20 protein-coding genes and 1 tRNA gene are annotated in these 17705 nt (G+C 63.3%); 11 read left to right on the top strand and 10 right to left on the bottom strand.

Annotation, left to right across the window (positions count from 1 at the left end; genetic code table 11):
• Nucleotides 1-23 precede the first annotated feature (23 nt).
• A complete protein-coding gene (locus FJ423_RS06755) occupies nucleotides 24-1127 on the bottom strand; it encodes an NADH:flavin oxidoreductase/NADH oxidase (RefSeq protein ID WP_140840272.1) in 1104 nt (367 codons plus the stop codon).
• Nucleotides 1128-1316: 189 nt separating this feature from the next.
• Between FJ423_RS06755 and FJ423_RS06750 the strand changes: the two genes are divergently transcribed.
• The gene (locus FJ423_RS06750; RefSeq protein ID WP_095765140.1) at nucleotides 1317-1895 is read left to right on the top strand and encodes an NUDIX domain-containing protein; all 579 of its coding nucleotides are present in this window, start codon (nucleotides 1317-1319) and stop codon (nucleotides 1893-1895) included.
• A gap of 82 nt (nucleotides 1896-1977) precedes the next feature.
• Here FJ423_RS06750 and FJ423_RS06745 read toward each other — a convergent pair.
• Nucleotides 1978-2063, bottom strand: a tRNA-Leu gene (locus FJ423_RS06745).
• 189 nt (nucleotides 2064-2252) lie between these two features.
• Between FJ423_RS06745 and FJ423_RS06740 the strand changes: the two genes are divergently transcribed.
• Nucleotides 2253-2480 (top strand): hypothetical protein, encoded by a 228-nt coding sequence (locus FJ423_RS06740; protein WP_140840270.1) that lies wholly within the window; start codon nucleotides 2253-2255, stop codon nucleotides 2478-2480.
• 228 nt (nucleotides 2481-2708) lie between these two features.
• On the opposite strand, the gene FJ423_RS06735 is transcribed toward FJ423_RS06740, so the two are convergent.
• Nucleotides 2709-3365 carry an outer membrane protein gene (locus FJ423_RS06735; RefSeq protein ID WP_140840268.1) on the bottom strand — a complete coding sequence of 219 codons (657 nt, stop codon included), beginning with the start codon at nucleotides 3363-3365 and terminating at the stop codon, nucleotides 2709-2711.
• Nucleotides 3366-3525: 160 nt separating this feature from the next.
• On the opposite strand from FJ423_RS06735, the gene ade reads away from it, so the two are divergent.
• The gene (ade, locus tag FJ423_RS06730; protein WP_140840266.1) at nucleotides 3526-5343 is read left to right on the top strand and encodes an adenine deaminase; all 1818 of its coding nucleotides are present in this window, start codon (nucleotides 3526-3528) and stop codon (nucleotides 5341-5343) included.
• Nucleotides 5344-5350: 7 nt separating this feature from the next.
• Here the strand turns inward: ade and FJ423_RS06725 are convergent, their stop codons facing one another.
• Nucleotides 5351-6511 carry an alpha/beta hydrolase gene (locus FJ423_RS06725; protein ID WP_140840264.1) on the bottom strand — a complete coding sequence of 387 codons (1161 nt, stop codon included), beginning with the start codon at nucleotides 6509-6511 and terminating at the stop codon, nucleotides 5351-5353.
• A 105-nt stretch (nucleotides 6512-6616) separates the two neighbouring features.
• On the bottom strand, nucleotides 6617-7693 hold the full coding sequence (locus tag FJ423_RS06720) for an alpha/beta hydrolase (protein WP_140840540.1): 1077 nt from the start codon (nucleotides 7691-7693) through the stop codon (nucleotides 6617-6619).
• A 232-nt stretch (nucleotides 7694-7925) separates the two neighbouring features.
• Here FJ423_RS06720 and ilvA point away from each other — a divergent pair, with 232 nt between their 5' ends.
• Entirely contained in the window at nucleotides 7926-9182 is a 1257-nt protein-coding gene (ilvA, locus tag FJ423_RS06715; protein WP_140840262.1) for a threonine ammonia-lyase IlvA, read from the top strand.
• Complete coding sequence (locus FJ423_RS06710; RefSeq protein WP_140840261.1) at nucleotides 9179-9730, top strand: DUF1697 domain-containing protein; 552 nt, start codon at nucleotides 9179-9181, stop codon at nucleotides 9728-9730. The genes ilvA and FJ423_RS06710 overlap by 4 nt, the downstream gene beginning before the upstream one ends.
• Before the next feature lie 34 nt (nucleotides 9731-9764).
• Here the strand turns inward: FJ423_RS06710 and FJ423_RS06705 are convergent, their stop codons facing one another.
• Both FJ423_RS06705 and gloA read right to left on the bottom strand, forming a co-directional pair.
• On the bottom strand, nucleotides 9765-10052 hold the full coding sequence (locus FJ423_RS06705; RefSeq protein WP_140840259.1) for a DUF2218 domain-containing protein: 288 nt from the start codon (nucleotides 10050-10052) through the stop codon (nucleotides 9765-9767).
• Nucleotides 10053-10166: 114 nt separating this feature from the next.
• Complete coding sequence (gene gloA / locus FJ423_RS06700; RefSeq protein WP_095765146.1) at nucleotides 10167-10607, bottom strand: lactoylglutathione lyase; 441 nt, start codon at nucleotides 10605-10607, stop codon at nucleotides 10167-10169.
• Between the two features lie 262 nt (nucleotides 10608-10869).
• On the opposite strand from gloA, the gene FJ423_RS06695 reads away from it, so the two are divergent.
• The 3 genes from FJ423_RS06695 to FJ423_RS06685 all read left to right on the top strand — a co-directional run bounded on the left by FJ423_RS06695 (nucleotide 10870) and on the right by FJ423_RS06685 (nucleotide 12853).
• The gene (locus FJ423_RS06695; RefSeq protein ID WP_095765583.1) at nucleotides 10870-11463 is read left to right on the top strand and encodes a cold-shock protein; all 594 of its coding nucleotides are present in this window, start codon (nucleotides 10870-10872) and stop codon (nucleotides 11461-11463) included.
• A gap of 112 nt (nucleotides 11464-11575) precedes the next feature.
• Entirely contained in the window at nucleotides 11576-12070 is a 495-nt protein-coding gene (locus FJ423_RS06690; RefSeq protein ID WP_140840257.1) for a DUF192 domain-containing protein, read from the top strand.
• A 15-nt stretch (nucleotides 12071-12085) separates the two neighbouring features.
• Complete coding sequence (locus FJ423_RS06685) at nucleotides 12086-12853, top strand: alpha/beta hydrolase (RefSeq protein ID WP_140840256.1); 768 nt, start codon at nucleotides 12086-12088, stop codon at nucleotides 12851-12853.
• Nucleotides 12854-12897: 44 nt separating this feature from the next.
• On the opposite strand, the gene speB is transcribed toward FJ423_RS06685, so the two are convergent.
• Both speB and FJ423_RS06675 read right to left on the bottom strand, forming a co-directional pair.
• Nucleotides 12898-13863 (bottom strand): agmatinase, encoded by a 966-nt coding sequence (gene speB / locus FJ423_RS06680; RefSeq protein WP_140840254.1) that lies wholly within the window; start codon nucleotides 13861-13863, stop codon nucleotides 12898-12900.
• Nucleotides 13864-13957: 94 nt separating this feature from the next.
• A complete protein-coding gene (locus tag FJ423_RS06675) occupies nucleotides 13958-14563 on the bottom strand; it encodes a hypothetical protein (RefSeq protein ID WP_140840252.1) in 606 nt (201 codons plus the stop codon).
• 131 nt (nucleotides 14564-14694) lie between these two features.
• Here FJ423_RS06675 and FJ423_RS06670 point away from each other — a divergent pair, with 131 nt between their 5' ends.
• The 3 genes from FJ423_RS06670 to FJ423_RS06660 all read left to right on the top strand — a co-directional run bounded on the left by FJ423_RS06670 (nucleotide 14695) and on the right by FJ423_RS06660 (nucleotide 16741).
• Entirely contained in the window at nucleotides 14695-15324 is a 630-nt protein-coding gene (locus tag FJ423_RS06670; RefSeq protein WP_140840251.1) for a VOC family protein, read from the top strand.
• A 215-nt stretch (nucleotides 15325-15539) separates the two neighbouring features.
• On the top strand, nucleotides 15540-16388 hold the full coding sequence (gene cysE, locus FJ423_RS06665; RefSeq protein WP_095765150.1) for a serine O-acetyltransferase: 849 nt from the start codon (nucleotides 15540-15542) through the stop codon (nucleotides 16386-16388).
• A 149-nt stretch (nucleotides 16389-16537) separates the two neighbouring features.
• On the top strand, nucleotides 16538-16741 hold the full coding sequence (locus FJ423_RS06660; RefSeq protein WP_027166457.1) for a DUF3126 family protein: 204 nt from the start codon (nucleotides 16538-16540) through the stop codon (nucleotides 16739-16741).
• Nucleotides 16742-16811: 70 nt separating this feature from the next.
• Here FJ423_RS06660 and FJ423_RS06655 read toward each other — a convergent pair whose 3' ends face one another.
• A complete protein-coding gene (locus FJ423_RS06655) occupies nucleotides 16812-17399 on the bottom strand; it encodes a hypothetical protein (RefSeq protein ID WP_140840249.1) in 588 nt (195 codons plus the stop codon).
• Between the last annotated feature and the right edge of the window lie 306 nt (nucleotides 17400-17705).

Genomic DNA, 17705 nt, shown 5'->3' with positions numbered 1-17705 from the left:
GTCACACTTTCCCTGGAATTGCTTTAGCCGGCGGCCTTCATCCAATGCCGCATCGTCGTCACCGAACGTGCCAGCTGCGGCGCGGGATGGATTTCCTCACCGAAGGCGGCGGCCGCGCGCCAGCCCCAGCGCGGGTCGGCGAGGAATGCGCGCGCCAGCGCCACCATGTCGGCACGGCCGTCGGCGACGATCGCCTCGGCCTGGCTCGGATCGTCGATCAGCCCCACGGCGCGCGTCGGAATGCCGGCGCCGTTGCGCACGGCCTCCGCCAGATGCACCTGGTAGCCGGGACCGGGCGGCACCTGCTGCAGGGGCGAATTGCCGCCGCTGGAGCAGCAGATATAGGCGATGCCCTCGGCCTTCAGCGCTTTGGCCACCTCGATTGCGTCCTCGATGTCGAAACCGCCTTCGACCCATTCCTTAACCGAAAGGCGCGCCCCCAGCATCATGGACGGGACGGCCTTTCTCACCGCCCTGGCGATTTCGAGAGCGAAGCGCATGCGGTTTTCCAGCGACCCGCCCCAACGGTCGGGACGCTGGTTGGAGAGCGGCGAGAGGAACTGGAAGATCAGATAGCCATGCGCGGCGTGCAGTTCGGCAAAGTCGAAGCCGGCCCGTTCGGCGCGCACGGCCGATTGCGCAAAACGTGCAATGAGCTCCAGGATCTCGTCCTCCTCCAACGCATGCGGCACGTTCCAGCCCGTGTCGTAGGCGATGGCCGAGGCAGAAACCGTCTGCCAGGGATCTTCGCCCGGCTGCAGCGGACCGCCGCCTTCCCAGGGTTTGCGGTTGGAGGCCTTGCGGCCGGCATGGGCAAGCTGGACACCGAATTTCGTGGCGGGCGCGGCGACGCGCCTGGCGGCGTCGAGCGTACGCTTCGCGGCCGCCTCGTTGTCGTCCGAATAGAGGCCGAGGCAGCCATGCGAGATGCGCCCGCGTCGCTCGACATCGGTCATCTCGACGGTCACCATGCCGGCGCCCGACATTGCCAAGTTCATCCAGTGATGGAGATGCCAATCGCTGGCCGAGCCGTCCTCGGCCGAATACTGGCACATGGGGGCAACCGCGATGCGGTTGGGGAAGGTGAGGCCGCCGAGGGTGATCGGCTGGAAAAGCGATGACGTCATGTGAAACGGGCTCCTGGAGAGATACCGCTATCTAGGCAGTCGCGGCGCGACGCGCCAGACACGAGCCGGTGAGACTCCCCCGCTGGACCAATCGGTTTCGAGGCCAGTCGGATACCAGGCCAGTCGGTTTCCTGGATTGCCTGCGACACCTTTCACCGCTACGCCTTTGCAACCAATACGGAGGTCGTCATGGAAGATCGCATTCGCATCCGTTCGCAGGAGGTCCTTTCGGACGACTGGGCGGTGCTGAAGAAGACGGTGCTCGACTATCGCCGCCGCGACGGGCGATGGGAGACGCAGACCCGCCAGACCTACGATCGCGGCGACGGCGCCGTGATCCTGCCCTTCGATCCGCAGCGCTCGACCGTCCTCCTGGTGCGTCAATTCCGCTTCCCGGCTTACGCCGTAGGCCACCACGAGCCGCTGATCGAGGCTTGCGCCGGCTTGCTCGACGAGAACGATCCCGAAACCGCCATCCGCAAGGAAGCGGAGGAGGAACTGGGTTATCACCTGAAGGATGTCGAGCGGCTGTTTTCGCCGTTCATGAGCCCGGGCAGCGTGACGGAGCGGCTCTGGTTCTTCACCGCGCGCTATTCGCCGGCCGACCGTATTTCCGACGGGGGCGGTGCGCCGGAAGAAGGCGAGGACATCGAGGTTCTGGAAATGCCCTTGGACGAGGCGCTGGCCGGCATCGCCGACGGCCGCATCGTCGATGCCAAGACGATCATCCTGATCCAGCATCTGAAGCTCAATCCGATGAAAGGTTGAGCCGATCGCGCGTTGGAGGTGGCCTGCCATCCGAAGCTCCTCCTTCGCCAAGGCTTCGGAGGACTCGTCGAAGAGCGAAGGGTGGTGCGGACGACGGGAATCGAACCCGTACGATCAGAGATCGAGGGATTTTAAGTCCCTTGCGTCTACCAATTCCGCCACGTCCGCAGGCGTGCCCTTTTCAGATGCCAGATATGAGCCGTCAAGCCATGTTTCGGATCGGCTGCGCTTTATGCCGCCGTCCGGCCCGTTCTCAAGTGCAGATTTAATATTAGTGATATTTAAAATGCCAACTTCTCCGAACTGATCCCATTAGCCTTTATGTGCGAGTCTATGGCCGGCTTTGATGGTGGAACCATGCGTGGGCCAGGCTGGATCAGGGGACTGCGGGAGGAGGAGGCGCAGCAGCTGCGCAGGGAGATCGGTCGGCTCGAACGAGGGCTGATCGAGGCCGCCAATTCGAAGGCCAAATGGAACCTGCACGAGGTCGCCCACACGTTGCGCTGGCAAAAGGCCCGGCTGCGGCGGCTGGAGGAGTGCCTCGAGGCCATGCCTGAAGGAAAGATGGCTTCGGACCGATCCTAACCGTTCAGCCAAGCATGTCCGCTAGGCGGGCAGGGCGGTGGGAAAGTGGCGCGATCACGCTATTACGGCCTGCCCTGGGAGCGCTAATGTTTGCGCCTCGGCGGATCGATCCGCCGAGGCCGGCGTCCATCAGGCCCCTACCCATTCCCCCGCCCCCTGCGGGCGCCGGCCACCTGAATTTTCAAAACATGCGAGAGGGGGGTGCGCATCGTCGCGGTGCCGCAAACCCTAGAATTTATAGCTGAAATTCACGCCCAGCGTCTGCAGCTTCACGTCCTGGTCGCGGTCGGCGAAGGTGTCCGGCGCATCGAAATGCTCCTTGCCGAAATCGTAGTAGCGGTATTGCGCGCCGACGACGACATTGTTGGTCAAGGCATAGTCGACGCCGGCGCCGAGCGTCCAGCCGGTGCTGGTGTGGGTTTGGGCAAAGGCCGTGCCTGCTGCCTGCGAGGTCTCGATGCCGGCGAAAGCGACGCCGCCGATGCCGTAGATCAGCACGCGATCCATGGCGTAGCCAGCCTTGGCATCGATCGATCCGAACCATTTGATGTCGGTGCCGAATGTGTTTGCCGGGCCGGCCTCGGCGGTGCCGTCGATCGAGGCGTAGTTAAGATCCGCCTCGGCGCCGATCACAGCCTGGTCGAACTGCCAGAGCCCCGCGACATGGCCGCCGACGAAACCGCCATCGATGTCGGGCTTGACCGAACCGCCCTCGACGCTGATGTCGGAGCGGCCCCAGCCATAGCCGGCCTGCATGCCCGCATAGTAGCCGGTCCAGTCGAAACCAGGCGCGGTCATCGGCAGATTAGTGCCCAGGTCCGCTGCCCAGGCAAAGCCGGACAGCAGGACAAGAAAGCCGGCACTGGCAAGCGTCAGTCGACGCATCGATCGCTCCGAAATGGCGGTTTCGAACGACTCCTCGAAGCAGACTAGCCCCATTCGCAACGAAACGGAATTGCATCTCTGCAACAGTGGTTTACGACCTGACGCTCTGGCTCCGGACGCCGACATTTGCCAAAGTGACCTACGCAGAGGACTCAAGCCCATGACGAACGCCAAGCCGACCAGCGCCGCAAAGCCAAAGCCGTGGACGGAAGTGGCGACACATTTGGTCGACGTCGCGATGGGCCGAAAGCCGGCCGATCTGGTCATCCGCAACGGTCGCTGGGTGAACGTCCATTCGGGCGAGATCATCTCCGGCACCGATATCGCGATCGCAGCCGGCCGGTTCGCCTATTGCGGGCCGAACGCCAGCCATGCCATCGGGCAGCGGACGAAGGTCGTCGATGCCGGCGGGCGCTATCTGGTGCCCGGCCTTTGCGACGCGCATATGCATGTCGAGAGCGGCATGGTGACGGTGACGGAGTTCTGCCGCGCGGTCATCCCGCACGGCACGACCTCGATGTTCATCGATCCGCACGAGATCGCCAATGTGCTTGGACTGCCGGGCGTGCGCCTGATGCATGACGAGGCGGTCGCGATGCCGATCAACGTGCATGTGCAGATGCCGTCCTGCGTGCCGTCGGCGCCGGGGCTGGAGCATGCCGGCGCCGAATTGACGGTCGCCGACGTCGCCGAGGCCATGACCTGGGAAAATATCATCGGGCTTGGCGAGGTGATGAATTTCCCCGGCGTCGCTGCCAACGATCCGGTGATGTCGGGCGAGATCGCCGAGACGGTCAGGGCCGGCAAGACGGTGGGCGGGCATTATGCATCGCCCGATCTCGGCCTGCCCTTCCACGGCTATGTCGCCGGCGGAGCGGAGGACGACCATGAAGGCACGCGCGCGGAGGACGCGATCGCGCGGGTGCGCCAGGGCATGAAGGCAATGCTGAGGCTGGGATCGGCCTGGTACGACGTCGCAGCGCAGATCAAGGCGGTGACCGAAGGCGGCATCGACCCGCGCAACTTCATCCTGTGCACCGATGACAGCCATTCCGGCACGCTTGTGCATGAAGGTCATATGGACCGGGTGGTGCGGCATGCCATCAGCCAAGGGCTGAAGCCGGTGACGGCGATCCAGATGGCGACGCTCAACACGGCGCAGCATTTCAGGTTGGAGCGCGAGATCGGCTCCATCGCGCCCGGACGGCTGGCCGATCTGCTGATCGTTTCGGACCTTGCCCGGATGACCATAGATGAGGTCTATGGCCGCGGCCTCAGGCTGGCCAAGGCCGGCAAGCTCGAGATCCACATCCCCGCCTATGACTATCCGCAATCCGCGAAGAACACGGTCAAGCTCGGCAAGAAACTCGCGGCGAAGGATTTTGACATTTCCGCGCCGGCGGGCGCCAACGAGGTGCGGGCGCGGGTGATCGGCGTGATCGAGAACCAGGCGCCGACGCGGGCTCTGGAAGCCGATCTGGCGGTTGAGGACGGGTTGGTCGCCATGGATCGCCGCAACGACATCTGCCAGATCGCCCTGGTCGAGCGGCATCGCGGCACGGGCGGCGTCACCAACGCCTTCGTCTCCGGTTTCGGCTATGTGAAAGACTGCGCAATGGCGTCCAGCGTGGCGCATGACGCGCACCACATAATCGTCGTCGGCACCAACAAGGGGGATATGGCCTTGGCCGTCAACCGGCTGAGCGAGGTGGGCGGCGGCGTCGTGCTTTATTCCGAGGGCAAGGAACTGGCGCTCGTCGAGATGCCGATCGCCGGCCTGATGTCCGACGAACGCGCCGAGATCGTCGCGGCCAAGGCCGATCAACTGACCGAGGCGATGCGCAAGGTAGGCTGCTCGCTCAACAACGCCTATATGCAGCACTCGCTGCTGGCGCTCGTGGTCATTCCGGAGCTCAGGATCTCGGACGTCGGCCTGGTCGACGTGACGACGTTCCAGAAGGTCGATCTTTTTATCTGAGCGTCAGCTATCCGCCGGTAGCGATGGTCAAGACCCTGAACGGCGTGGTGATGACGACCTCGGCGACCGAGCCGACCGCCTTGCCGAGGCCCTGGCCGATATTGTTGAGCTGCGTCGGATCGGGCTCGTCCGACGCAAGCCCGGCCGGTGTGCGCAGCCGGTTGCCCAGCAATTGCACCAGGATCGGGTTATCGGCGAATTTGGCGTGGTTCAGGCCGTCGCCGCCCTTGGCGTGGGTCAGGTCGACGACCGTCACGCCGTAATCGGCAAGATCGGCGGCGTTGCCGTAGTCGCCGACGCGCGGCTTGTCGCCGGAAATGAAGCTCGACAGCTTCAGCGCCCGGTCGTCGCCCGAAAGCAGGATGGCGAAGGGTTTGTCCGGCTTGCCGTAGCGGATCATTTGCTTCTTGAAGACATCGACGTCGATGTCGGGCGAGGCGAGGATGACATAGCCGAGCTTGCCGCCGAGATCGCGGTCGCCGGTGATGGCGAGCTGGCGCAGCGCCTCCATCGTCAGCCAGGTGCCCATCGAATGGGCGATGATGTCGATGCTCTTGACGCGTGTCTTGGCAAGCATCCGCAGCGTCGCCTCGAGATCGTCGCGCGCGGCGGTCGAACTGTCCTTGTCATAGATGTAGCCGGTCGCCTTGGCGCTCGATGCCCATGAGAACAGCACCGGCGTTCCGGGATATTTGGTGTCATGCGCTATCTGCGTGATGCGGTAGATGCCGTCGTCGAAACCGTTGTTGAAGCCGTGCACGAACACCAGCGCGCGGTCGCCGCGCATGGAAATGTCGGCGCCGACCGCCTTGGCGAATTGCCGCGCGTCGCCATAGTGGACGACGTCGGTGGCGGTGAACTGCTTGGCCGGATTGGAGTCTGCCGAGCCCTTGGCGCGCTCGATCGCGCCGACCTGGTGGATCTTCGGCACGGTGACGTCGACGCGGGCGTAGCTGGTGGTCAGCGAACGGTCGCCGTCGAAGACCTGGCGCGGATCCTTGGTCGCCTGCTGGCGGGTGGTGGCGACGAAGATCTCATGCGTGGCGGCGATGTCGGAGGCAGGCGCTGTAACTGTTTTGCGGTTGAGAAGATCATGCGTGGGACCGGCGCAGCCGGCGAGGGCGAGCGTGAAGGCAAGGCCGACAACGATCTTCACATGCGCAATCACCCGGGGTCCCCCAAGGGCGGCAACATCTCTTGCTACTGCGATAAAGCCAGAGAGCGGCCGGGTCCAGTTCAAAGTCCCTGCGGCGCGGAACCCGCACCGATACGGTTACTGCGCAGCCAGCTGACGGATGCGGTCCGTCACATCACGATCGCTGGCAAAGCCATCGTCCTCGCGCAGCCGCTGTCCGATCATCTGCACCATCATCGGATTGTCGGCGAATTTGGTGTGGTTGAAACTGTCGACGCCCTTGATCTTGGAGAGGTCGACCACCGTGACGCCATAGGAGGCGAGATCTGCGGCATCCCGATAGTCGCCGACGCGCGGCCGCGCGCCGGCGATCAGGCCGGAGAGCCGCAGCGCCCGGTCGTCGTCCGACAGGAGCAGGATGAAGGGCTTGTCCGGCTTGCCGTAGCGGCGCATCTGGCTCTTGAACACATCGACATCGATGTCGGGCGAGGCGAGCACAACGTCGCCGAGCTTGCCGCCGAGATCGCGGTCGCCGGTGATGGCAAGCTGGCGCAGCGTCTCCATCGTCACCCAGGTTCCCATCGAATGGGCGACAATGTCGATGCGCCGGGCGCCGGTCTGCGCCAGCATCCGCAACGTCACCTCTAGCTGGTCGCGGGCGGCGGCGGCGCTTTCCTTGTCATAGACATAGTCGGTGGTCTTGGCGCCGGAGGCCCAGGAAAACAGCACCGGCGTGCCCGGATAGCCGGAATCGTGGACGATCTGGGTCAGCCGGTAGACGGCGTCGTCGAAGCCGGTGTTGTAGCCGTGGACGAAAACCATGACGCGGCCGCCGCGGGCGTCGATGTCGGTGTTGAGGGCGCTGGCGAATTTCGGCTGCGTGTCGTAGCCGACGACTTCGGAGGCCATGAAGTATTTCGTCGGGTCGTTCGACTTGCCGCGCGAACGGCGCTCGATCTGGCCGGTCTGGTGAATGGGGGGAACGGTGACGTTGACACGCGCATAGTTGAGGGTCGCCGAGCGTTCGCCGTCAAAAACCTTGTTCGGGTCGTCGGAGCGCTTGCGGGTCGTGGCGATGAAGATCGAGTGGTTGCCGGCGATCTCGGTCGCCGTCGTCGGCACGACGACGCTGCCCAGGATTTCCTGCGTCTGCTGGCCCGCGCAGCCTGCTATCAGCAGGGCAAAGGCAATGATCAGAATTGTCTTCAACCGCACGTCGACACTTTCACTGGCATTCCACTCCGGCCACGATTGGCCGTCCAACCTCCGCGGAAATCTCCCGGACAGCCGAAGTGCGGCTAAAGTAAGTCGTGTCCAGCGGAAATTGGCTCAGCGTCGGGCGACGGCCATCGCACTGTTGCGCGAAAGCCAAAACGGCGGCAGGAAGATTGCAGGCGCGGGATATGGCTGTCCTGGCGTACCGCCGAGACCAAATGAGGGACTTCTATTGAACAGCTTCTCTTCTCGCGTCGCCGCTGCCGCCGAGGCGATCCGCGAAATCTTTCCGGAAACGCCGCTGCAGGAGAACGATTACCTGTCGAAGAAGACAGGCGCGCGCATCCTTTTGAAGCGTGAGGACCTGACGCCGGTGCGCTCCTACAAGATCAGGGGCGCGTTCAACTTCTTCCGCAAGGCGCTCGCCGCCGGCAACAATGCCGAGCTGTTCGTCTGCGCCTCGGCAGGCAATCACGCCCAAGGCTTTGCCTTCGTCTGCCGCCATTTCGGCAGACGAGGCGTTGTCTTCATGCCGGTGACGACGCCGCAGCAGAAGATCGACAAGACGCGGCTGTTCGGCGGCGATTTCGTCGAGATCAGGCTGGTCGGCGACTTCTTCGACGATTGCTACCGCGCCGCCTTCGAATTCACCGAAACCGCCGGCGCGCATATGGTGCCGCCCTTCGACCACAAGGACATAATCGAGGGCCAGGCGACGGTTGCCTACGAGATCGCGGCCCAGATGCCGGGCGGGCGCGTGCCCGACATCGTCATGCTGCCGGTGGGCGGCGGCGGCCTCGCCGCCGGTGTGACCCACTATTTCGCCGACCAGCATCGCGATCCGCGTTTCGTGTTCTGCGAGCCGGCGGGCGCGCCGAGCCTGCGCGAGAGCCTTGCCGGCGGCAAGCGGGTCAAGCTCGCCAAGGTCGACAATTTTGTCGACGGTGCCGCGGTGGCCGAGATCGGACGCGAGCCGTTGCGCCATCTCAAGGACTTCACCGCCGATGCCGTGCGGCTGGTTCCGGAGAACCGGCTCTGCGCCACCATGATCGAGATGCTCAATGTCGAGGGCGTCGTGCTGGAGCCGGCCGGCGCGCTGGCGATCGACGCGCTCAAGGATTTTTCGCGCAAAGAGATCAGGGGCAAGACCATCGTCGCGGTCGTCTCCGGCGGCAATTTCGACTTCGAGCGGCTGCCGGACGTGAAGGAGAGGGCGCTGCGCTTCGAGGGGTTGAAGAAGTATTTCATCATCCGCTTCCCGCAACGGCCGGGCGCGCTGCGCGATTTCCTCGAAATGCTCGGTCCCGACGACGACATCGCCCGCTTCGAGTATTTGAAAAAGTCGGCGCGCAATTTCGGCTCGGTGCTGATCGGCATCGAGACCAAGGACCGGCGCAATTTCGACCTGCTGAAAGCCAATTTTGACGCCGAAGGCGTGCAATATCAGGATATCACCGACAACGAGACGCTGGCGGGGTTCATCATATGAAGGGCCCCGTTTTCGTCGCGCTATTTTCCGGCATCAATGTCGGCGGCAACCGCATCGTCAAAATGGAGGAGCTCAAAGCCTTCTTCGAAAGTCTCGGCTTCGGCGATGTCGCGACTTATGTGCAGAGCGGCAATGTCGTGTTCCGGGCGAAGAAGGGGGACGTGGGGGCGCTGACCAAGGAGATCGAGGCTGCCTTCGAGAAGACGTGGGGTTTTCATTCGCGCATCATGGTGCGTGATGCCGGCTGGTTCGAGCGGCTGGTGAAGGACAATCCCTATCCCGAGGTCGCCGGCGAGCCGACCAAGCTGCACGCTTATGCGCTGGAACGGGAGCCGACCGCCGAGGAGACGAAGCGGCTCGCCGACAAATGCTCCGGCCCCGAGCGCTTCGAGATCAAGGGCGACGTGCTTTACCTCCATGCGCCGGACGGGCTCGGCAAATCGGTGTTCGCCAACCTCATCCCGCGTACCTTGAAGGTGCCGGGCACGGCACGCAACTGGCGCAGCGTGCTGGCCCTGCTCGACATGGCCGGCAAGGCCGGCGGCTGACTGTCCAAGGCACTTTTCCGGGAATTGCTCCGGCTCAGGCGGCCTTTTGCCAGTCGAAGCTCAATTCCTCGCGGAAGGCGAAGCGCTTGATATGGTCGGCGACCACGCTCTCCAGCCGCTTCAGCGACGCTTCATCGTCGGCGGCCACAGCGATGTGCAGGGCACGATCGTCGGCATCCATCACGGTGCGGCCGATCGAGAGCTGGATAGCGCCGTGCTGCGGGTCGAACTCGACCGGGAATTTATGCGACCAGTGCTTGCAGAGCTGCTGCAGGTAGCGGCTGGCATGTTCGGTGGCGACATCGGCGCGGCTGGTCAGCATGAAATTCTCCTGGCGGATGAAGAGACGCCAGCCTGGATGAGGCTGGCGCCAATCGCGGATAGATAGGCAGCGCCGGGCGAAACGCTAGCTGCCCCCGGTCAAATCGGGGTGGATTTACCAGACGCCCGTGTTCGGCATCGAGGCCCATGGTTCGGCCTTCGCCTTGGCCGGGCCTTTCTGCAGCAGCTCGATCGAGATGCCGTCCGGCGAGCGGACAAAAGCCATGTTGCCGTCGCGCGGCGGACGATTGATGGTCACGCCATTGTCCATCAGCTTCTGGCAGGTTGCGTAGATGTCGTCGACCTCATAGGCGAGGTGGCCGAAATTGCGGCCGCCCTTATAGTCCTCCGGGTCCCAATTGTAGGTCAATTCGATCAGCGGCGCCTTCTCATGGATGCCGCTTTGCTCGTCTTCCGGCGCGGCGAGGAAGATCAACGTGTAGCGGCCCTGCTCGTTCTCGTAGCGGCGCACCTCCTTGAGGCCGAGCTTGTTGCAGTAGAAATCGAGCGACTGGTCGATATCGGCGACGCGGACCATTGTGTGCAGATAGCGCATGGCGGCTTCCTCAAAGTGTTGGGGTTGGAAGGCACCATAGGAGCCGTCCGGGGAAAGGGCAATCGTCCGACAATAGCGGCGGCACGGTCGACTTCAGGCCTTGCGATTTCGGCTTCCGGAAGCGCCGGCAAAGGACATTTCAGCCTTTCCGGTGCTGAACGGTGAAAAAAGGCACGTCAGCCCTTGCACACCCCGGAAGCCGCAGTGTTAATCTCTTGGCAAGAATCAGTTGCAGTTCAGTTGGAAAAAAGGGGGCATTCTTATGGGGGAAAAAGCCTCTTTCACGAGGCGGGACGGAAGCCTTGACGACGCCTTGCAGCGGGACAATGGCGGCGACTCCGCCGAGCTTGTCGAAATCGCCGGCGCTATCAAATGGTTCGACGTGGCCAAGGGCTACGGCTTCATTCTTCCGGACGACGGCGTCTCGGGTGATATTCTCCTCCATGTGACATGTCTTCGAAGGGACGGTTTCCAGACGGCGCTCGAGGGCGCGCGGGTCGTCTGCCTGGTCAAACAGGGCGAGCGCGGCTTGCAAGCTTTCCGCGTCCTTTCCATGGATGCTTCGACGGCCGTCCACCCGGCAGAGCAGGAACAGCGCACCCACGTCACCGTCAACCCGGAGAGCGGCCTTGAGCGAGCCTTGGTCAAGTGGTTCAACCGTACCAAGGGTTTCGGCTTCCTGACGCGGGGCGAGGGGACGGAAGACATCTTCGTCCACATGGAGACGCTGCGGCGCTATGGCATAACCGAGCTCCGGCCCGGCCAAGTCGTGCTCGTTCGGTTCGGGCGCGGCGACAAAGGCCTTATGGCCGCCGAAATCCACCCCGATATGGGCACCTTGTCGGTCTCGCACTGAGGTCTCTCGACTCAGTCGAGAGGTCCCTTTGCCGCGGCGCGACCATCTTGTCCGAAAACCGGTTCCACTTGTCCGGACGATGGTTTAGGACGAGCGTCTGGACGAGGTACGCATGGTTCATCGCAAATGGCTGACTGCGGGCATATTCTGCGCCGCGATCGTTTTCGCCGCCTGTTTCATCGCTGCGAAGCCAAGTTCGGCGGATGCGATGCTGCTGCCGATCGACCGGACGCCGCTTGTGGTGTCGACCGGTTCGGGAGAGCGTTCCTTCTCCATCGAGATCGCCGATACCTCTGCCGAACGCGAGGCGGGACTGATGTTTCGCCAGACCATGGCCGACGATCACGGCATGCTGTTCGTCTTCGAAAGAACGGACGAGGTGGACTTCTGGATGAAGAACACGCCGATGGCGCTCGACCTGATCTTCATCGGTGAGGATGGCAGGATCAAAGCCATCAAGCGCGGCGAGCCCGAATCCGAAGCGATCATCTCGCCGGGACAACCTGTGCGCTTCGTGCTTGAGCTCAAGGCCGGCACAGCCGCCAGGGACGGCATCAAGGAAGGCGATCTGTTGCGCCACCCGGCTATCGGTACTGGCGCCAACTGAAAAGCAAATCTGCCGATGCAGTTCTTTTCCCATGACGGTTTCGAACTTGCCTATCTCGATCGCCAACCGGCCTCGGGGCAGGGCGACCCGGTGCTGATGATCCATGGCTTTGCCTCGAGCCACTACGTCAACTGGGTCTCGCCGGGCTGGTTCAAGACGCTGAACGACGCCGGCCACCGGGCGATCGCTTTCGACCATCGCGGCCATGGCTCGTCGTCGAAGAGCTATGACGAGGCCGATTACACGCCGGCCAAGATGGCGTCCGATGCGGCCGCGCTGCTTGATAATCTCGGCATCGAGCGCGCGCATGTCATGGGTTATTCGATGGGCGCGCGCGTTTCGGCTTTCCTGGCGCTCTCCGATCCGCAGAAGGTGGCGACGCTGGTGTTCGGCGGCCTCGGCATCGGCATGATCGACGGGGTCGGCGACTGGGATCCTATCGCGGCGGCCCTGCTGGCGGAAGACCCTTCCCAGACCACGCATCCGCGCGGGCGCTCCTTTCGCGCCTTCGCGGATCAGACGCGCAGCGATCGTCGCGCGCTTGCGGCTTGCATCGCAAAGTCGCGCGAGTTGCTGAGCGAGGATGACATGGCCCGCATCGCCCAGCCGACACTGATCGCCGTCGGCACCAAAGATGACATCGGCGGCTCGCCGGACGAGCTTGCCGCCCTCATGCCTAACGCCAGGGCCTTTCACATCGAGGGACGCGACCACATGCTTGCCGTCGGCGACAAGAGCTTCAAACAGCGCGTGCTCGAGTTCTACGCCGAAAACCCGCTCTGAGCGCGGCGCTGCTGGGCTGACAAATGGTCGATCTGCTCGTCGCGCTAGCCCTGCGCCCTCCTGTCGGCGAGGGACCTCGCCATGACGCACAGCAGCTCGAACATCATCGTCGCGCCGGCCAGCGCCGTCATGCCGCCGACGTCGAAGGGAGGCGCGACCTCGACGACATCGGCGCCGACGAAATTCAATCCGTCCAAAAATCGAACCAACTCCTGCGCCTCGCGTGTCGTGAAACCGCCGATCTCCGGCGTGCCGGTGCCGGGAGCCATGGACGGGTCGATGCAATCGATGTCGAACGTCACATAGGTCGGGCTGTTGCCGACTAGATCGCGCGCTTCCTGCATGACCGAAGCGACGCCGCGCCGGACGAATTCTTCCATATAGATGATGCGCACGCCCTGAGCGGTCGCCCAATCGTGTTCGCCCGGTTCATAGATCGAGCCTCTGATCCCGATCTGGACAGTCCGTTTCGGATCGAGCAGCCCTTCCTCGATCGCGCGACGAAAAGGCGTTCCGTGCGTGTAGGGATTGTCGCCGAAATAGCGGTCGTTGGTGTCGGAATGCGCATCGAAGTGGATCATGCCGACCGGCCGCTTGCGGGCCACCGCGCGCAGCACCGGCAGCGTCGTCAAATGATCGCCACCCGCAGCAAGCGGCAGGGCACCGTCGGCCACGATCGCGGCAATGCCGTCCTCGATGCGCTTCAACCCGTCGAGCAGGTTGATCGGATTGGCCGAGACGTCGCCGACATCGGCAATATTGGCGATGGAGAACGGTTCGGTTCCCGAGACATGGTGGACCCGGCGCATCAGGCTCGACTGGTTCCTGATTTCGCGCGGACCGTGGCGGGCGCCGGCCCGGTTGGTCGTGCCGCCGTCCCAGGGAATTCCGACAAGGGCGATGTCGAGCCCCTTCGCGCTCGGCACGGCCGGCAGCCGCATGAAAGTGGAAAGCCCGGCAAAGCGCGGCACCTGCGCGGCGTCGACGGGTTGGTGGAAGCTGTTTTCCATGGTGACGGCCATCCCAGAGCGGTTCACGTTCGATAGTGATCGCAGTGCCTTGAATTTGGGCATAGGGGCAAAGCCCCGCGGGAGTATGGGCCTATCAGGGCGGATTTTGCAGGGCTTGCAGTGAACGGCCGAGATTTTCCCTGGCCTGCGCCTCGAACCGATCCCGGAACTCGGTCGTATGGAAAATGTGCGGACGGGCGAGGAAACTCTTCAGGACGGCCGCCCGGCCCGCGCGCCACATCGGCTCGTCCACCCAGCCATATTCCAGCCGGACCGCCTTCTCGTAAGCATCGAACACCGCGGGTTCGGCGCCGAGGATCGCCAGATCCATGTCGAGCAAAAGGGCCGCATCGTTGAGCGCGCCCTCGTCGCGCAATGGCGGCAATTGATGGGTGGCGGTCGCGTTGATCATCGCCGCTATGCGGGCTAGGCGATGAGGATCGACGCGCCCGGCAAGCTTTTTCTCGGCCAGGTCTGCGCTTTTTGCCTCATTGTCCTTGGCGCGGCTGTCATAGATCGCGTCATGAAACCAGATCGCCGCTTCGACGGCGCCCGGGTCGTCGAGCAGGTCTCGGTATTCTTCAGCCAGCGCCAGCATGGCCTCGATATGGGCGAGGTTGTGATAGTGCCGGTCCCCGGCCTGATAGAGGGCGCAAAGCTCGGCTTTCAGCGCAACATCGATCAGCGTCTCTTTTTCCATGACGAATTTTTCCGGGCGGCTAAGGCTGGCAGGACAACGCAAGTCGCCGCCGGCTTCAAGAGCATATGTATCCGATTGACCAAAATGCGCGACGGAGGGAAGCTGCCGAGATCGAACCCAAGGAGCGTGACATGACCGGCGGGACGAAACCTGGCACGATCGACATGAAATTGGAGGCGGTCGTCATCCCAGTTGCCGATGTCGATCGAGCCAAGGGCTTCTATGCCGGCTTGGGCTGGAGGCTCGATGCCGACTTCGTGGTCGGCGACGCGTTCCGGGTCGTGCAGTTCACGCCGCCGGGTTCGCCATGTTCGATCCAATTCGGCACGGGCCTCACATCGGCCGCGCCTGGTTCGGCGAAAGTGCTTTATCTGATCGTGTCCGATATTGAAGCGGCCCGGGCTGAACTCGTGGCGCGTGGCGTCGAGGCAAGCGACATCTTCCACCGCGACGGCCCCGGCCAGCCGCCGATCAAAGGCCGGCATCCGGAGGGGCGCAGCTATTCCTCGTTCGTCACATTCAGCGATCCGGACGGCAATGGCTGGCTGCTGCAGGAGATCACCCAGCGCTTGCCCGGGCGCGTCGATGCGGGTGATACGACGTTCACTTCATCCCCGGAACTCGCGGCCGCGCTGCGGCGGGCCGCGGCGGCACACGGCGAACATGAGAAACGCGCTGGCGGACAGTACGACAAGAACTGGCCCGACTGGTACGCCGCTTACATGGTGGCGGAACAGGCCGGAACGGCATTGCCGCAGTGAGGTCTGACGCCGGACTGTGACCGTTTCCTACGTTTGGGGAGACGACAATCGAGGCGATTTCGAATGCGCTCCCGATCAAGGGTTCGTTTTCCATCGCCGCTTGAATTTGCGTGAACCAGGTCCATTTGACAAAGCACTAAGGAAAATTGAGTTCAACCGTGCTATGATGTGGCCTATATGTGCCGCCGGAGAATGAGGAAGGCCGGAGAGCGTCGATGAACAGCATTACGATTGCCCGCCCCAGCAGGGTGCAGCCGGTCGATCCGATCTGGCGGTCGATCCGCGATGAAGCGATGGAGGCGGTGAACCGCGATCCGTTGCTGGCGGCCTTCCTCTATTCGACGATCCTCAACCAGGAGAGCCTGGAAGAAGCGGTGATCCACCGGCTTGCCGAGCGCCTTGATCACCAGGATATCGGCTCCGATCTCATCCGCCAAACGTTCAAGGCGATGCTGGACGACGATCCTGACTGGAGCACGACGGTGCGCGTCGACATCCAGGCCTATTACGATCGCGACCCGGCCTGCGACCGTTTCATCATGCCGGTGCTCTATTTCAAAGGTTTTCACGCCATCCAGACGCATCGTCTGGCGCACTGGCTATGGAACCATGGCCGCCGGGACTTCGCGCTCTACCTGCAGAGCAGGTCGTCGTCGGTGTTCCAGACCGATATCAACCCGGCCGCTCGCATCGGCAAGGGTATCTTTATCGATCACGCCACCGGGCTGGTCGTCGGCGAGACGGCGGTCATCGAGGATGACGTGTCGATCCTGCACGGCGTGACGCTGGGCGGCACCGGCAAGGCCAATGGCGACCGTCATCCGAAGATCCGCCGCGGCGTGCTGATCGGCGCCGGCGCCAAGATTCTCGGCAATATCGAGGTCGGTCATTGCTCGAAGATTGCCGCCGGTTCGGTGGTGCTGTCGCCCGTGCCGCACAACAAGACGGTCGCCGGCGTGCCGGCGCGGGTCGTGGGGGAAACCGGCTGCGACCAGCCCTCGCGACAGATGGACCAGCTCCTGCCGTCGCAGAGCATGGACCACGTGGTCAGCTTCGACATCTGAGACTGTCAGCCCGCCTGGTGACCGGAATCCGGCCCCGGTTTTCAAGTGCCGGTTGTCACGTGTTATCCTGTCGGCTTGCCTTTACATCGCCATCGTCGGCGTGTCAGAAGCGCGTTCCATGAATTAAGCCGACATTTCGGAGAAGTCTTTTGAAGCCTGACGAAATCAGAAAGCTGGACGCCTATTTCAAGCGCGTCTTCCAGAATCCCAAGCTGCAGGTGAAGGCGCGTCCGCGCAAGGAAGACTCGGCCGAAGTCTATGTCGGCGACGAATTCCTCGGCATCGTCTTCAAGGACGAGGACGACGGCGACTACAATTTCTCAATGGCGATCCTCGACATCGACCTCGCCTGACCCGGGGACAGCTCCGGCCGGCGCGCGACACCACCGCCCGGCCGGCTGCAACCCGTAGGCGAAGTACCGGCTAATCCTGGCAATGCCGCGGAATGTGCACGCGCCGCCAGCTGGTCGAACCTTCCCGCACCACCACCCTACGCGCTACCGTCCCGTAAGACGGCGGGATTTCCCGGATGCGGACTTGTTGCGGCCGCACCAGCACTTCGTGGGCAACCGCTTCATATTCCGCCGGCTGAACGACGCGCCGGACGCGCTCCGGCTGGACCACGACCGTCTCGGCGACGCGCGCATAGCGGGCCTTTCGCCATACCTTGCACAGCACCTTGCGGCCATGGATGACGCGCCATTCCCAGGCATAGCCGCCATCGTCGACCTTGACAGTGTGGTAGACCGTGCGTGTGACCGCCGGCGCGGTCTCGTAGGTGACGCGCGGCGGCGCGATCTGCTCCACGCCTTGATAGGTGCCGTAAATCGGCGCGTCGTAGTCGACCACCTGTCCGCCAGGGTTCAGCATCACGTCCTCGTAGAGGGTATCGTAAAGTGCCGGCCTGTGGATCGGCTCGTAGCATTCGAGCGCGCGGCCGCCTGCGGCGGTTTCACAGACGCTGGCAAGCATCGCGACTGCCGCCAGCGATGCGGAGCTTTTGCGGATCATGACATTCCCCCGTTGAAAAAGGATGTCTTCACAATGCAGGACTGTAACGGAAGCTCCGCGGGCGGACAGCGATTTCAAGGCTTTTCGTTAAGCGTCGTCGTTAAGGAATTGCTACCTTGCGAGCGCCTTACGGGGCCGGCCGGGACTGGGCCCGTCTCATTAGGCCAGAGCGCGCCCGTGCTCCGCGGGCCTACCGCGCTTGATTCGGCTTAACCAGATGGCTAGGAGAGGCGGCCTTGCGCTAGGGTGAGCCGGCATCCTATTTAGGTCGTAACCAATCCAGAACGATTCCGCGCGATTGCTGAT

Source organism: Mesorhizobium sp. B2-8-9, from assembly GCF_006439475.1.
Lineage (GTDB): Bacteria > Pseudomonadota > Alphaproteobacteria > Rhizobiales > Rhizobiaceae > Mesorhizobium.
The sequence above is the reverse complement of the archived record's forward strand: the minus strand, read 5'-3'. Positions and strand labels throughout refer to the sequence as shown.